Genomic DNA, 16,388 nt, shown 5'->3' on the forward strand with positions numbered 1-16,388 from the left:
TCACTTCTCAGCTATCCAAGGTGACGGATTCAAAACTTTAGAAGAAGGTCAAGAAGTTTCTTTCGAAATCGTTGAAGGTAACCGTGGACCACAAGCTGCTAACGTTACAAAAAACTAATTAGCTAGCGATAAAAAGCATTCCGATTTTCGGAATGCTTTTTTTTATTCTTTGGAACTCGACTCATTTGAAGACAATTCGCCCTTAAAGGTACGCTCTTCAAAGTCATCAAGCATTTGCTCATATTCTTCATGTTCTTCCGTAGCGAAAACTTGCGGATTTTTTCCATACATATCTGTACCGATAAAGTTTTCGAAATCCTCTACGTAGCCTACGTTTTCTTCACTATTTACGTACATGCCGTTATAGTTTTTCGAATCTTGTCTTTCTAAATCAGATGGTGTTTCAGACGTTCCGTAATTGGCAACATCTTGCCATGCATCTTCTGCATCGTACTCAACAGAATGATCTTCATCATGTTTATGGAAAGAAGGAGACAATACTTCTTCTTCGACTGGTCGTGTATTCATATTTAACTTATTTGTTGCGTGCTGAACGCATGTTGTAGCAGTCGGCATTGCTTCTAATCTTTCAAATGGAATTTCTTCACCAGATACTTCGCAAATGCCGTACGTACCCGCTTCTATTTTTTGCAAGGCATGTTTCGTATCCTCTAGCTGTTTATGCCAAAGTTCAATAAGTCCGAAGTCTTTTTCGCGTTCATATAGCTCTGTTGCCATATCAGCCGGATGGTTATCATAGCTAGATAATTCTCCAACAGATTCACGTTCAGATGCACGATCTTCATTTTCATGTGTTTGTATCGTTTGTTCTAGTTCTTGCTTTTGTTTTTCTAAAACGGATTTAAATTGATTTATTTGTTGTGGAGTTAACATAGTCGTCCACCTTCCTACAATTCAGTTTCTTTACATAGTATGAGCGTTGCGAGTAGGAATTATGAGCTGAAATTGGTATATGAAAAAGGAGCCGCATTAGCAGCTCCTTTTAAAGGAAATATCCAAGTAATAATCCGATTCCCATTAAGAGACCGAAGATTGTATTTGTTTTTGCTGTTGCTATCATCGCAGGTACCATTTCCATTGGAATGCTTTTGCCGATAAAGCCTTTCGTCGCTTTATATGCTTTCGGTGCACTTAAAAATACGATAAGCATCCATGGTGATACGATGCCGACGATAATTAAAGCAATTGTCCAAATGTAGGAAACGATGAACATAGAAGCAAGTACACCAACTGCTCGCTCGCGTCCAACGAGAATTGCTAACGTTTTACGACCGTTTTCTTTATCGCCATCTAAGTCACGGATATTGTTAGCAAGTAAAATGGCACCAATTAAAATGGAGCTTGGAATAGATAATAAAACGACTTCTGATGTTACAGTTCCAGTTTGAATAAAGAATGAAATCCCGATAATAATGACACCCATAAATAATCCGGCTGTTAACTCTCCAAATGGTGTATAGGCAATGGGAAGTGGACCACCCGTATAAAGGTAAGCAACGGCCATACAAACAAGACCGATTGCAGCAAGCCACCAGCTAGAATTCATACAAATATAAACACCTAATAGTATTGCGATGCCGAAAAATCCAAATGCTAAGTTAAGCACTGTTTTTGGCTGAATGCCATCGCGAACGATAGCGCCGCCGATACCAACTGAACCTTCGTGATCAAGTCCTCTTTTATAATCAAAGTATTCATTAAACATGTTTGTTGCTGCCTGAATGAGAAGACAAGCAAGAAGCATTATAAGGAAAAGAGGGAGATGTATTTGATTTATACCTCCGACCTGCATTGCATAGGCTGTTCCGATGAAAACAGGAACGAAAGCTGCTGTTAATGTATGGGGACGTAGTAAACTCCACCAAATGCGCCAGCCTGTTTGCTTGCTTGGCTTTGGCGCCGTAGGAGAGGAATTCGTTTCGACGTTCATTTCCATGTTGAATCCTCCTTTGGTCACATATTGTACACAACTAAGTGTAGAAAAAGCATCATTTAGTGTCAACGTTTATTTTCTAGGAAGAGAAGGTGAATTTCTCAGAAATGCTAAACGTTGACAGGCCTTTCGTTTGAGGTGTATCTTAAAATCAAGCGTAATTATGACTATTTTTCGCCCATAGGGGGGAGACAATTGTGATTCAAACGAAACAAAAAGGCTTGCAAGAAGTTCTAAGTGCAGCCATTAAGCATGCAACTGATGAAAAAATATTGGTTAGTTTTGTAAAACAAATAGACTGGATGGATCCACTTCTGTTTTATGCAGCAGGAAAAAGGATCTCATTCGAAAATAGATGTTATTTTGCAGACCCAGCTCAGCATGTAATATTTGCTGGAATTGGTTCTGTTTTCACTATAGCAACTGCTTCTCACAAACGCTTTCAAACTGCTCGTGACGAGTGGGATAAAGTAAAAGAGAAATCGTTTGTACAAAGAGAAAAATATGAATTTGGAACAGGTCCTCTTTTATTTGGTGGATTTTCATTTGACCAAGAAAAAGAGAAAACAGACTTATGGAAAGAATTTGATGATACGACATTTTCACTACCAGCATTTTTATTAACTGTAAAAAATGAAAAAGCATGGTTAACAATGAATACATTCGTTTCAGCAACAGATTGTGCAGAAACTCTTTATAACGAAATTGTTTCTTTAGAAGAGAAAATTTTGGAGGAGAGTAAATGTGCACTAAAAGGATCGAAATTAACAGTTACTTCTAAAGTAGAAGTGGATCCGAAAGGCTGGATGAAGGCTATTGAGAAAGTGCAAGATGAGATGAAGCAGGGGAACGTGCAGAAGGTTGTATTAGCGAGGGAGCTAAAAGTAGAGATGGATCATCATATTGATTCTGCGCTTGTTTTAGAAGCGCTTCGCATTGGGCAACCAGATTGTTACGTATTTTCTTTTGATTATAAAGGAGCATGCTTCTTAGGAGCGACGCCAGAGAGATTAATTCGCAAAGAAGATGAGAAGTTTACTTCAATGTGTCTTGCTGGTTCAACTGGTCATGGTCAATCTATAGAAGAAAGTAAGCGAAATAGTGATGCGCTTCTTCATGATGAAAAGAATTTAGCTGAACACGGTTATGTTGTGAACATGATCAGGTCTGTATTAAATGAGCACTGCGAATCCGTTAATATTCCGGAAAGTCCGGGCTTATTAACAACGAAAAACTTAATTCATTTATATACGCCTGTAGAGGCAAAAGGCGATGCGAGTCTTTTAACAATGGTAGAAGAATTACATCCAACACCAGCTCTTGGCGGGACACCTCGTTTGGAAGCGATGAAACTGATTCGTGATGTTGAATTGTTAGACAGAGGATTATATGGTGCACCGATTGGCTGGATAGATGATGAAGGAAATGGTGAATTTGCGGTTGCACTTCGCTGCGGATTATTAAATGGCGAGAAAGCATCCTTATTCGCCGGTTGCGGGATTGTAATTGATTCAGTACCACAACTTGAATATGAAGAAACAAGTTTGAAGTTTAGACCGATGCTTGGTGCTTTGGAGGAATTAATGAAATGAACAATCATATAGAAGCATTATCATATTATTTAGGCGCGTTCGTGGATGAACTGACGCGTCTAAATGTATGTGATGTTGTCATTAGTCCAGGCTCACGGTCAACGCCGATTGCTCTACTAATGGAACAACATGAAGGAATGAACACATATTTACATGTAGATGAAAGATCAGCAGGATTTTTTGCGCTCGGTATCGCAAAAGCGAAAAAACGTCCTGTTGCATTATTATGTACGTCAGGAACGGCTGCAGCGAACTATTATCCAGCTGTATGTGAAGCTTTTCATTCGCGAGTGCCGCTTATCGTCTTAACGGCAGATAGACCGCATGAATTAAGAGATGTCGGTGCACCACAAGCGATGAATCAAATTAATTTATACGGCACGTTTGTGAAGCAATTTACAGAGATGGCACTTCCAGAAGCGAATGAGGCGATGTATCATTACGCTCGCATGACAACGCAGCGCATGATAGCAAGCGCGCTTTTAGCACCGCAAGGACCTGTTCATCTTAATTTTCCAGTTCGTGAACCGCTTATCCCGGACTTCTCATTAGAAAGTTTATGGGATAAAGGACGCGGAGAATATACAGGAGTAGTTCAGCGAGGGAACGTAACGATGCCGAGTGAATATGTAGATTCTCTTGTAGGGCGCCTTTCACATATGGAAAAGGGGCTTATTATTTGTGGAGATGATAGTCATTCAGAAATTGCAACGTTTGCAACGCAACTAGCTGAAAAAACGGGATATCCAATATTAGCGGATCCACTTTCTAACATTCGTAGTGGACACCACGATAAAACGATGGTAATCGACTGTTACGATACATTTTTACGAAATGAGCTGTTAAAAGAAACGTGGAAGCCAGAAGTTATAATTCGCTTCGGTGGTATGCCTGTTTCGAAAGCATTAACGCAGTTCATCAAAAAACAAACGAAAGCTGTTCATATCGTTGTTGACGAATCAGGACAATGGAGAGATCCAGCTCTCGTTGCAACAGAAGTTGTCCAAGCAAGTGATATTGCATTTTGCAGTGCACTAATAGAAAAAATGCCAGTTATGAAAAAGAATGATTGGTCCCAAATGTGGCAACATATAAACGAAAAAACGAAGGAAACGCTTCGTGAAATGGAAACATATGATACTGCGTTTGAAGGAAGAGTCATTACGGATATTGTCCGCGTATTACCAGAAGGAGCAACGTTATTTGCGAGTAATAGTATGCCAATTCGTGATACAGATTCATTCTTTTTCACATCGGATAAAAATATTCAAGTGATGGCTAACCGCGGTGTAAATGGGATTGATGGAATCATTTCGACAGCTTTAGGAGCGAGCATGATTTGCGATCCGCTCGTATTAGTAATCGGTGATTTATCATTTTATCATGATTTAAACGGATTATTAGCCGCAAAATTACATGAGTTAAATATAACGATTGTTGTTGTAAATAATGACGGTGGTGGTATTTTCTCATTCTTACCACAATATGAGAAAAAGGAACATTTCGAATCATTATTTGGAACTCCAATTGGGCTTGACTATGAGCATGTTGTCAACATGTACGGTGGTTCATTTAGCCGTGTAAATGGTTGGGAGCAATTCCGTGAAGAGGTACAAAAAGGAACGACGACAGAAGGTTTACACGTTGTGGAAATTTGTACGAACCGTGATGAAAACTTAACGTTGCACCGTACGTTATGGGCAAAAACACAGGACGTCATTACTACATCGTTGCAAGGTGAATCAAAATGAACGTAACGCTGCAAGGTGTATCGTATGAATATGAAGTAGTCGGAAGCGGAGAACCACTTCTACTTCTTCATGGTTTTACGGGAAGTATGGAAACGTGGCGTTCCTTCATTCCTTCTTGGAGCGAGCAGTTTCAAGTCATTTTAGTAGATATTGTTGGGCACGGAAAAACGGAAAGTCCTGAAGATGTGACGCATTATGATATTCGAAATGCGGCATTGCAAATGAAAGAACTACTAGATTATCTTCATATTGAAAAGGCGCATATACTTGGCTATTCAATGGGCGGTAGACTGGCGATTACGATGGCGTGTCTATATCCAGAATATGTACGTTCTCTTTTATTAGAAAACTGTACAGCTGGGCTTGAAAGTGAAGATGAGCGAAAAGAACGCTGTGAAAAAGATGAGCGACTTGCTCAAAAAATTGAGCGAGAAGGCATCGAAAGTTTTGTATCGATGTGGGAAAATATTCCGCTGTTTGAAACGCAAAAAAGTTTAGCACAAAACGTACAAGAAGCAGTGCGAAAAGAACGACTCGCTAACAATCCAAAAGGGCTTGCAAATAGCTTGCGCGGCATGGGAACAGGGGCTCAGCCTTCATGGTGGAATGAGCTGCAAAACTTAAAAATGCCTGTTCTTTTAATGAACGGTGAGCATGATGAAAAGTTCTTTCGCATATTAAAAAATATCGAAAAATGCGTCTCTGACGCGAAATTTGTCAAAATTGATGGCGCTGGCCATGCAATTCATGTGGAACAACCGGAAAAGTTTGATACAATAGTAAAGGGATTTCTAAAAACTATGCAGTGATGCTTTTTTCAGTTAAGAATGAAGTTGCACTTATAGAGGAGATCAGAAATATACAAGGAGGTAGTTGTAATGGCTATTGAATGGGTAAAAGAAGGCAATTACGAAGATATTATTTATTCAACATACAATGGTATCGCAAAGATTTCGATTAACCGCCCTGAAGTACATAACGCATTCCGTCCTAAAACGGTAATGGAGTTAATCGACGCTTTTGCACATGCTCGTGATGATGCAAATGTTGGCGTTATCATTTTAACAGGTGAAGGTGGACGTGCATTCTGTTCAGGCGGCGACCAAAAAGTTCGCGGTCATGGTGGATATGTAGGTGACGACCAAATCCCTCGTTTAAATGTATTAGACTTACAACGTCTAATTCGCGCAATTCCTAAACCAGTTATCGCAATGGTAGCAGGTTATGCAATCGGTGGTGGACACGTACTTCATATCGTATGTGACTTAACAATTGCTGCAGACAACGCTGTATTCGGACAAACAGGTCCTAAAGTAGGAAGCTTTGACGGTGGATACGGAGCTGGTTACTTAGCTCGTATGGTAGGCCACAAGAAAGCACGCGAAATTTGGTACCTATGCCGTCAATACAACGCGCAAGAAGCGCTTGATATGGGCTTAGTAAATACAGTAGTACCATTAGAACAACTTGAAGCAGAAACAGTACAATGGGCAGAAGAAATTTTAGCAAACAGCCCAATGGCACTTCGTTTCCTAAAAGCTGCATTCAACGCAGACACAGACGGTCTAGCTGGTATTCAACAACTAGCTGGAGATGCAACGTTATTGTACTACACAACTGACGAAGCAAAAGAAGGTCGCGACGCGTTCAAAGAAAAACGCCGTCCAGACTTCGGTCAATTCCCTCGTTTCCCGTGATCAAAAGCGGAGCCGACTGTTTAGCCTCGTTGGCTAAGGTTCTTAGACGGAAGCAGCTCGCCCACAAAGTGAGTCGCAACCAAATGATCAAACCGGAAACAAAACAACTAAGAGACTTGATGTCATATCAAGTCTCTTTCTTTCATGAAAGGAGAATGAGTGATGGAGACGATGCCAAATTGGTTAATGCAACGTGCATTTTTAACACCAGATCGCACTGCAATTGAAATAGAAGAAGAGAAAGTTACTTTTATGCAGCTGCATGAAAAAGTAGTATCTGTTTGTGAACACCTCACACATATAGGAGTGAAACGTGGGCAAAAGGTGGCTGTTCTGATGAAAAATGGTATGGAGATGATTACAGTTATTCACGCCCTATCGTATGTAGGGGCAGTAGCTGTACTTTTAAATACGCGTCTTTCAAGAGAAGAGCTACTTTGGCAAATGGATGATGCTAAAGTTATTTGTTTAGTGACAGATCAAGATTTTGAGGCTAAAGATGTTCCTGTATATTCATTCGCAGAGGTGATGAATGGACCAAAAGAGGAAGTCTCTATACAAGAAGAGTTTTCTTTAGAAGAAGCGATGACGATTATTTATACGTCTGGGACGACAGGCAAACCGAAAGGCGTTATTTTAACGTACGGCAATCATTGGGCAAGCGCAGTTGGTTCTTCGCTTAATTTAGGGCTTCGTGATGATGATTGCTGGTTAGCTTGTATGCCGATGTTCCACGTTGGCGGGCTATCTCTTTTAATGAAAAACATTATGTACGGCATGCGCATTTTACTCGTTCCGAAATATGATGCTGATTTTATTCATAAAGCACTTCAAACGAGAGGTGTAACGATTATTTCTGTCGTTTCTAAAATGTTAACTGATTTATTAGAGCGACTTGGGGCAGAGACATACCCATCTTCTTTACGATGCATGTTACTTGGCGGAGGACCAGCGCCGAAACCATTATTAGAAACGTGTGTAGAAAAAGGAATTCCTGTATATCAAACGTACGGTATGACAGAAACGTCTTCGCAAATTTGTACGTTGTCCGCAGATTATATGTTAACGAAAGTAGGATCAGCTGGAAAACCACTATTTCAGTGCCAACTTCGTATTGAAAAAGATGGCGTCGTAGTGCCGGCATTTACAGAAGGCGAAATCGTAGTAAAAGGACCGAACGTAACAGGTGGTTACTTTAACCGTGAAGATGCGACGCGCGAAACAATTCAAAACGGATGGCTTCATACTGGCGACCTCGGTTATTTAGACGAAGAAGGATTTTTATACGTATTAGATCGCCGAAGTGATTTAATTATTTCTGGCGGGGAAAATATATATCCGGCTCAAATTGAAGAAGTGTTACTTTCTCATCCGATGGTAGCGGAAGCTGGTGTTGTCGGCATGACTGACGATAAATGGGGACAAGTACCCGTTGCTTTTGTTGTAAAAAGCGGGGCGGTAACAGAAGATGAAATTCTTCATTTTTGCGAGGCGAAATTAGCGAAATATAAAGTGCCGAAAAAAGCATGTTTCTTAGAGGAATTACCACGAAACGCTTCGAAAAAATTGTTAAGACGAGAGTTAAGACAATTAGTGGAGGAGATGTAAGTGGAAATAAAAAAAGCGACACTTCATATAACGGAAATACCACTCGTAATCCCGTTTGCTGCAAGCTACGGAACGTATGAAAAGCGTGAAAGTATCGTCATTGAATTAGAAGATACGGACGGGTGTATTGGTTTTGGCGAAGTCGTTGCGTTTTCTGAACCGTGGTATACGGAAGAAACAGTGAAAACCGCGCTGCATGTACTGCAAGATTTTTTAATACCGGATTTATTAAAGGCTGACATTTCTCATCCGAATGAAGTGCCGAGCTTGTTCCAGCATATAAAAAGAAACCGAATGGCAAAGGCGGGAATTGAAGGGGCAATTTGGGATTTATATGCGAAGCGTCAAAAGAGATCACTTGCGACACTGCTTGGCGGAACGAAGGCTGAAATTGAAGTCGGTGTTGTAATTGGGCTTAATACGATTCCGGTTATGTTAAAACAAATTGAGAAGTACGCTGAAGAAGGATACGAGCGTTTTAAAGTGAAAATAAAGCCAGGGCATGACTACGAATTATTGAAAGAGATTCGTAAAGAGTTTCCGCATATCCCGTTAATGGCTGATGCCAATTCAGCGTATACATTAGCGGATACGGAGAGTCTGAAACGACTAGATGAATTCCAATTGATGATGATTGAGCAACCGTTAGCGGATTACGATTTTCTTGATCATGCACAGCTGCAGAAGAAGATTGAAACGCCAATTTGTTTAGACGAAAGTATCCATAGTTTAGAAGACGCACGCGTTGCGATTACACTTGGCAGTTGCCAAATCGTTAATATTAAGCCAGGACGAGTGGGCGGATTAACAGAATCCATCCAAATTCATAATTATTGTATGGAACATAACATACCAGTTTGGTGCGGCGGTATGGTAGAGATGGGGATTTCACGAGCGCAAAATGTTGCGCTTGCTTCATTGCCGAACTTTACGATTCCAGGCGATATATCCGCTTCTAGCAGACATTGGGAGAAGGATATTATTTCACCAGAAGTGACGCTTGAGGGCGGAAAAGTGATGGTGCCGCAAAGTGTTGACGCTGAGTATGAAGTAGATCGCGGAAGGCTGGCGGAAATCACGAAGCAGCGGATTGTTTTTGAGCGGTGAATGGATTCTTTAAAATAGTGGACGAATTTCGTCGTTAATTGTCGGTAAGTCGATATTCCTTGTCGAAACGTCGATATATTAAAAAAATCGTCGATATAATTTCATTTACTAAGGTTACTCCTGCGAGTAACCTTTTCGTATTGTACAAATTGGATAGACTAGTTTACAATCGAGCGTATAAAGGGGGAGTAAAATGAAGCGCATTTCCATTTTAATAGCGGATGATGAGGCAGAAATTGCTGATTTAATTGAGATACATTTAGAAAAAGAAGGGTACCACGTCGTAAAAGCAGCGGACGGGGAAGAGGCTGTTCATATTATTGAAACGCAGCCAATCGATTTAGTGGTTTTAGATATTATGATGCCGAAAATGGATGGGTATGAAGTGACGCGCCAAATTCGCGCGAAGCACCATATGCCAATCATTTTCTTAAGTGCGAAAACGTCTGATTTTGATAAGGTGACAGGTCTTGTGCTAGGCGCAGATGATTATATGACGAAACCTTTTACACCGATTGAATTAGTCGCACGTGTAAATGCACAATTACGCCGATTTCTTACGTTAAATCAGCCGAAAGTGGCGGAGAATAAATCTGCTTTAGAGGTAGGAGGAGTCGTTATTGATCCTGAGCGAAGAACGGTAAATGTGTACGGAGAACAAGTTGAATTAACACCGAAAGAGTTTGATATTTTATATTTATTAGCGAGTCACCCGAAGAAAGTGTACAATGTGGAAAATATTTTTCAGCAAGTATGGGCCGATGATTATTTTGAAGGCGGAAATACAGTTATGGTACATATTCGTACGTTGCGGAAAAAACTTGGGGAAGATAAAAGAAAGAATAAGTTAATAAAAACAGTGTGGGGAGTAGGTTATACTTTCAATGGCTAACAAGATGAGAAGTTTTCGCTCGAAGATGGTTATGCTATTTGCGTTAAGTATGATATGTGCTGCTGGCGTAACGTATATCATTTATGAAGGGTTACGGATCTATTATAAATTAGTCGTTCGTTTTGAGGATCCATTAGCTCAAGTCCGGTCGATAATAAGACAAATTGGGGATGTTAATTTCTTTTTAATTATCTTCATACCTCTGTCCATTATGTTTTTCTTCTTCCTTACTAGGCCGTATTTAAAATATTTTGATGAGATTTCAAATGGAATTCATCATTTGGCGAACGGAGATTTTACAAATGAAGTGCGCGTTTCATCAAATGATGAGTTTGGATATATTGCAAGTGAGATTAATGTAGCGAGTGAAAAATTAAGGGAAGCAGTGGAACGAGGAGACTTTGCGGAAAGTAGTAAAGACCAGCTCGTTGTGAATTTAGCTCATGATTTAAGAACTCCATTAACATCCGTGTTAGGATATTTAGATTTAATTCTTAAAGATGAAAATTTAACGAAGGAACAAATTAAACATTTCTCTACAATTGCATATACGAAATCGCAAAGGCTCGAAAGTTTAATTGATGAGCTATTTGAAATTACACGTATGAATTATGGCATGCTAAAGCTGGATAAAAAGCCGATTGATATAAGTGAGCTACTTATACAGTTAGATGAGGAATTGTATCCGTTATTAGAAAAACATCATTTAGAAGCTAGGTTGAATGTTGATTCTCATTTGCCGATTAACGGTGATGGAAAATTGTTAGCGAGAGTATTTGAAAACTTGTTAACAAATGCTGTTCGTTACGGATATGATGGGCAATTTGTTGATCTGAATGGGTATATCGATAATGGAGAAGTTGTCGTACAAGTTATAAATTACGGAGATAGCATTCCAGAAGAAGACCTACCGTATGTTTTTGATATGTTTTATACAGGTGATAAATCGAGAACTGAGAACCGTGGCGGGACAGGCCTTGGACTATTTATTGCGAAAAATATTATCGAGCAGCATAACGGTACGATTTCTGCTGAAAGTAATGTAGTTAGAACAATGTTTGAAGTGCGATTGCCAAAAGACGAGAACGTAACAATTTAATAAAAATTTAAACTTTACCCCACTTTTTATTTTAATAGTTTTTTCTATTCTAGACGTAAGTTACGTTAAGGAGGAACTAGAAATGAAAAAGTGGGTATTTATTTCTTTTTTTATCGCATGCACAATCTGTGTAGGCGTTTATATATCACCGTTATTTCAAAAAGAAATTGATGTGAAAATCGGCGGGGAAAATAGTGCAGTAAAGAATGAAAATATGAAAAAGGTAGAGGTTACAAAAGAAGAAATTTATAAAGGGGATCTATTATTAGTTAACAAAGACTACCCAGTGAAAAAAGATAGTATTAGGTCTGACATTATAAATGTAAATCACAGTAGTGAATTAGTGAGAGGCTACGTAATATTTGATAGAAATCTTCGTTTATCAAAGGAGGTTGTAAAAAAGTTTTTGAACGTTGTCGATGCGGCTGGAAAAGATGGTGTACAACATTTCTTAATGAATAGCGGGTATAGAGATTTTAAAGAACAAAGTAAATTATATAAAGACATGGGATCTGATTATGCACTCCCAGCAGGATATAGTGAACATAATTTAGGATTATCACTGGACGTTGGATCGACGCAAAAGAAAATGGAAAAAGCGCCTGAAGGAAAATGGATTGAAGAGAACGTATGGAAGCACGGCTTTGTTTTACGTTATCCGAAAAATAAAAGCAATATTACAGGCATTCAATATGAGCCGTGGCACATTCGTTATGTCGGCTTACCTCATAGTGCGATTATGCAAAAAAAGAAAATGACATTAGAGGAATACTTAGACTTCTTGAAAGAGAAAAAAGAAATTACAACCGATGTGGAAGGTAAGAAATATACGGTGTCTTATTATAAAGTATCCGGGAACATGAAAGTGAATGTTCCGGTGAATAAGCAGTATGAAGTTTCGGGGAATAATATGGATGGGGTAGTTGTGACGGTTCAGGAGTAGATAATCTTGATTCTCCCATAATAGTGCTCAATTACGGGAGAATCAAAATAGAAGAAAAGGTACAATTCTTAATAATAGAGAAAGTAATCTTTATATGACGAGGATTGTAATGAACACATTTTCAATGACGTTCATTCCGAGTAAAAAAGGTCGGAGCCTCATCAACATTCTTCAGCCATATATACTCCTGACTATGTAAGCTATTCTTCACCCAGACATCGCCTTTATATACATTTGCTTTCTTGCGAAGCCAAGTAAGATAAAGGCTAATAACTTGAGGGTCTTCATCACGTTCATTCTGTTTTGGGAACGAGATTTGTCGCTGTTCTTCTGTTTTTATATTGATCATATAAAGTGTTGTAAACATCGTCGGAACAGGGCCTTCTTTCCATGCCTTATTTTCTTTTGCACGAGCCACAACCACTTTGTTTGGTGAAAGCCATTCTAAATCAAGGTCTACATAACCTACAGGTGTGTATTCCTTTTGTTGTTTTGTTGTTACCATGTCCGCCACTGTGAATTTTTTATTTTCTACAAAAAATCTTCCTTCTCCTGAAATATAGGCCAGTTGATTCGCCGATGGAGCCCACTTCATCCAGTCTTTGAACCATAGCATGTTACCAATCGTTCGAAAGTGTTTCCCTTTTGAGGAGATAACACATAATGTATTGCTATCCATTGCCAAAGAAGCAGTAGGGCTGGCCAAAAAACTAATCCATTTCCCATCAGAACTCCACTTGAAATAGTTAGCGTTAATCGCAAATAAATCAGTTTCATTTGTTTGAATCGTATAAAAAGGCTTTATTTTATCTTTAGCAAGATTTGCATCGACTGGTATTTTATAAAGTGGGATTGAGCCCCATCCGGTCGGGCGCAAGCAGGATTGTGAGGAAACGATAAATTCCTTTCCGTTCGGGAACCATTCGAAATCACTAACCCCAAGGGACACATTTTTAAAACCTTGTGGGCGACCGTTTTTAATTTTTGTAACGTTTAATAAACCTTGATCAGTGTATGCTAATTGATTTTTATTTGGTGACCACTTAAAGTCAGATGTTACGACTCTTACATAAGGCTGATAGTTTATTTTCTCTTCCGTATCATAAATGAATAAGTTAGATTTTTTACCTGCTTCATCACTATCAATATAGCCAATAAACCTACCGTCATAAGACCATTTTGGAGAATACACATATCGATTTTTTGTGATTTGTATTTCTTGATTTCCTGTCTTTATCCATAGTTGATGGTCCCGGATAAATGCAGCCGTGAGTGATGGAGGGGCTGCGCTAACCGTTGTTGATACATACAAAGTGATTAAAATTATAAATAATAAAATTCGAAATCTCAAGAATATCCCTCCTGCTTATAGGTTGCCCGAATATGTCATGGAAACTCACATTTTCACATGAGTGGAGAAAGCAATATAAAATTAAACATTATAACGTTATATTTACTTCTCCCTTTTTTTGTGTTACGCTAAACGTGTGAAAGAGATATAAAAATGAAATTTTAATGTAAGCGTATTCTTATGGCTTCTTATAGAAAAGGGTGAAGTACAATGACAGAACGATTCGTACTACGTAATGTGAAACGTGTGAACGGGGAAGAGATTGACATTGTAATTGAAAATAATAAAATCGCACAGGTGACGAAAGCTGGTGCTGGCGAGGGTGGAAAGGTTCTTGATTACTCAGGTACTTACGTATCAAGTGGCTGGATTGATTTGCACGTTCATGCTTTTCCAGAGTTTGATCCGTATGGCGATGAGGTGGATGAAATTGGCGTTAAGCAAGGGGTAACGACAATTGTTGATGCGGGTAGCTGCGGAGCTGATCGTATTGCAGATTTAGTCAAAAGTAGGGAGCAGGCGAAAACAAATTTATTTGCCTTTTTAAATATTTCTCGCATCGGTTTGAAACGAATTGATGAATTATCCAATATGGAATGGATCGATAAAGAGAAAGTAATAGAAGCAGTAGAAAAGTATAAAGATGTAATCGTTGGGTTAAAGGCGAGAATGAGTAAGAGTGTCGTTTGTGATAGCGGAATTGAACCGCTTCATATAGCGCGTGATTTATCTCGTGAAACATCATTGCCGATAATGGTACATATCGGTTCAGCGCCTCCTCGCATTGAGGAAGTTGTACCTCTTTTAGAAAAAGATGATGTTATTACACATTACTTAAACGGGAAAGAAAATAATTTATTTGATGAAGAAGGCAAACCGCTACCTGTGTTACTAGATGCAGTGAATCGCGGCGTACATTTAGATGTTGGTCACGGTAATGCTAGTTTTTCTTTTAAAGTAGCAGAAGCGGCGAAGCGTCATGGTATTGCATTTAATACAATTAGTACAGATATTTACCGGAAGAATCGCGTGCATGGTCCCGTGTATAGTATGGCTCACGTTCTTTCGAAATTCCTTTACTTAGGTTATTCGCTAGAAGAAGTAATTGATGCGGTGACGAAAAATGCAGCAGAGTGGCTTAAGAAACCAGAGTTTGGCCGTATTCAAGAAGGAGATATTGCAAATTTAACTTTATTTACGGTGAAAGATGAGAAGATTACGTTAATTGATTCAGAAGGGGATCAGCGCATTGCTGAAAGAAGAATTGATACGAAAGGGGTTGTAATCAATGGGTCATTCATTGAATGCTAAGTACGGATTAAAAAGAGTAATTAATGCGAGCGGTAGAATGAGTATTTTAGGTGTATCCGCTCCGACAGATACAGTTATGGATGCAATGAAACATGGGGGACAAAATTATGTGGAAATTGCTGATTTAGTAGATAAAGCAGGAGATCATATTGCGAGAATTCTAGATTCAGAGGCAGCGGTCGTTGTGAATTCAGCATCGAGCGGAATTGCGCTTTCTATCGCAGCAATCGTGACGGAAGGAAATCGCCGTAAAAGTGAAAGACTTCATCAAGAGGTCATCGCGAAAAACGAAGTGATTATGTTAAAAGGTCATAACGTTCAATACGGTGCTCCTGTTGAAACGATGATTTATTTAGGCGGAGGAAAACTTGTAGAAGTTGGCTACGCAAATGAAGGGAAAGCAGAGCATATTGAAGATGCGATTGGTGAAAATACAGCGGCGATTCTGTATGTGAAATCCCATCATGCAGTACAAAAAAATATGATTTCTGTTGAAGAAGCATGGGAAGTTGCGCAGCGAAATAATATCCCTCTTATCGTTGATGCGGCAGCTGAAGAAGATATTCAAAAATATGTGAAGTATGCAGACCTTGCCATTTATAGCGGTTCAAAAGCAATTGAAGGACCTACTTCTGGTATTGTTGGCGGGAAACGAAAATATATTGAGTGGCTGAAAGTGCAATTACATTGCATTGGAAGAAGTATGAAAGTTGGGAAAGAAACAACTTTTGGTTTACTGCAAGCACTTGATGAGTACGGAGTAAAAGAAGATAAGAGCGAGCAAGAAAAAGAGTTATTACAAGTACTTATGCCGCTAAAAGAATTAAACGGTGTAAATGTAACGATCGTTCAAGATGAAGCGGGAAGAGCAATCTTTAGAGCTCGTATTCATATTGACGAGAATGAATTAAATAAATCAGCAAAAGACGTTGTGACTGCATTACGCGAAGGGGAAATCGCAATTTATACACGTGATTACGGAGTAAGACAAGGATTCTTTGATATTGATCCACGTCCACTTTTAGGTGATGACATACATGTAATTGAAGAAAAATTGAGAGAAATTGTAGGGGGAAACTAAAA

The 16,388-nt window shown here is 39.1% G+C and carries 15 protein-coding genes; 12 read left to right on the top strand and 3 right to left on the bottom strand.

Annotated features, from left to right (window positions below; genetic code table 11):
* The coding region (locus MR083_RS23175; RefSeq protein WP_242269905.1) for a cold shock domain-containing protein at positions 1-118 on the top strand (118 nt) is incomplete at its 5' end.
* A 44-nt stretch (positions 119-162) separates the two neighbouring features.
* Here MR083_RS23175 and MR083_RS23180 read toward each other — a convergent pair.
* Positions 163-894 (bottom strand): yteA family sporulation protein, encoded by a 732-nt coding sequence (locus MR083_RS23180; RefSeq protein ID WP_061182731.1) that lies wholly within the window; start codon positions 892-894, stop codon positions 163-165.
* Between the two features lie 109 nt (positions 895-1,003).
* Complete coding sequence (locus MR083_RS23185; protein WP_000425748.1) at positions 1,004-1,957, bottom strand: 1,4-dihydroxy-2-naphthoate polyprenyltransferase; 954 nt, start codon at positions 1,955-1,957, stop codon at positions 1,004-1,006.
* A 194-nt stretch (positions 1,958-2,151) separates the two neighbouring features.
* Between MR083_RS23185 and MR083_RS23190 the strand changes: the two genes are divergently transcribed.
* The 9 genes from MR083_RS23190 (at position 2,152) to MR083_RS23230 (ending at position 12,643) form a co-directional block, all read left to right on the top strand.
* A complete protein-coding gene (locus MR083_RS23190; protein ID WP_242269896.1) occupies positions 2,152-3,546 on the top strand; it encodes an isochorismate synthase in 1,395 nt (464 codons plus the stop codon).
* On the top strand, positions 3,543-5,297 hold the full coding sequence (menD, locus tag MR083_RS23195; protein WP_242269897.1) for a 2-succinyl-5-enolpyruvyl-6-hydroxy-3-cyclohexene-1-carboxylic-acid synthase: 1,755 nt from the start codon (positions 3,543-3,545) through the stop codon (positions 5,295-5,297). The genes MR083_RS23190 and menD overlap by 4 nt, the downstream gene beginning before the upstream one ends.
* Positions 5,294-6,106 (top strand): 2-succinyl-6-hydroxy-2,4-cyclohexadiene-1-carboxylate synthase, encoded by an 813-nt coding sequence (gene menH, locus MR083_RS23200; RefSeq protein ID WP_242269898.1) that lies wholly within the window; start codon positions 5,294-5,296, stop codon positions 6,104-6,106. The genes menD and menH overlap by 4 nt, the downstream gene beginning before the upstream one ends.
* Positions 6,107-6,175: 69 nt before the next feature.
* Entirely contained in the window at positions 6,176-6,994 is an 819-nt protein-coding gene (gene menB, locus MR083_RS23205) for a 1,4-dihydroxy-2-naphthoyl-CoA synthase (protein ID WP_000963874.1), read from the top strand.
* A 162-nt stretch (positions 6,995-7,156) separates the two neighbouring features.
* A complete protein-coding gene (locus MR083_RS23210) occupies positions 7,157-8,602 on the top strand; it encodes an o-succinylbenzoate--CoA ligase (protein ID WP_242269899.1) in 1,446 nt (481 codons plus the stop codon).
* Entirely contained in the window at positions 8,603-9,709 is a 1,107-nt protein-coding gene (gene menC / locus MR083_RS23215; RefSeq protein ID WP_242269900.1) for an o-succinylbenzoate synthase, read from the top strand.
* Between the two features lie 193 nt (positions 9,710-9,902).
* Complete coding sequence (locus MR083_RS23220) at positions 9,903-10,601, top strand: response regulator transcription factor (protein WP_242269901.1); 699 nt, start codon at positions 9,903-9,905, stop codon at positions 10,599-10,601.
* On the top strand, positions 10,594-11,700 hold the full coding sequence (locus tag MR083_RS23225; protein WP_001284574.1) for a HAMP domain-containing sensor histidine kinase: 1,107 nt from the start codon (positions 10,594-10,596) through the stop codon (positions 11,698-11,700). Before MR083_RS23220 ends, MR083_RS23225 begins: the two co-directional genes overlap by 8 nt.
* Positions 11,701-11,782: 82 nt before the next feature.
* Entirely contained in the window at positions 11,783-12,643 is an 861-nt protein-coding gene (locus tag MR083_RS23230; protein WP_242269902.1) for a M15 family metallopeptidase, read from the top strand.
* 121 nt (positions 12,644-12,764) lie between these two features.
* Here the strand turns inward: MR083_RS23230 and MR083_RS23235 are convergent, their stop codons facing one another.
* A complete protein-coding gene (locus MR083_RS23235; protein WP_242269903.1) occupies positions 12,765-13,994 on the bottom strand; it encodes a translocation protein TolB in 1,230 nt (409 codons plus the stop codon).
* Positions 13,995-14,204: 210 nt separating this feature from the next.
* Here MR083_RS23235 and MR083_RS23240 point away from each other — a divergent pair, with 210 nt between their 5' ends.
* A complete protein-coding gene (locus tag MR083_RS23240) occupies positions 14,205-15,305 on the top strand; it encodes an amidohydrolase/deacetylase family metallohydrolase (protein ID WP_242269904.1) in 1,101 nt (366 codons plus the stop codon).
* The gene (locus MR083_RS23245; RefSeq protein ID WP_000510088.1) at positions 15,283-16,386 is read left to right on the top strand and encodes a DgaE family pyridoxal phosphate-dependent ammonia lyase; all 1,104 of its coding nucleotides are present in this window, start codon (positions 15,283-15,285) and stop codon (positions 16,384-16,386) included. Before MR083_RS23240 ends, MR083_RS23245 begins: the two co-directional genes overlap by 23 nt.
* Positions 16,387-16,388 lie beyond the last annotated feature (2 nt).

This window comes from Bacillus cereus group sp. BfR-BA-01408 (assembly GCF_022663305.1).
Classification (GTDB): Bacteria; Bacillota; Bacilli; order Bacillales; family Bacillaceae_G; genus Bacillus_A; species Bacillus_A pacificus.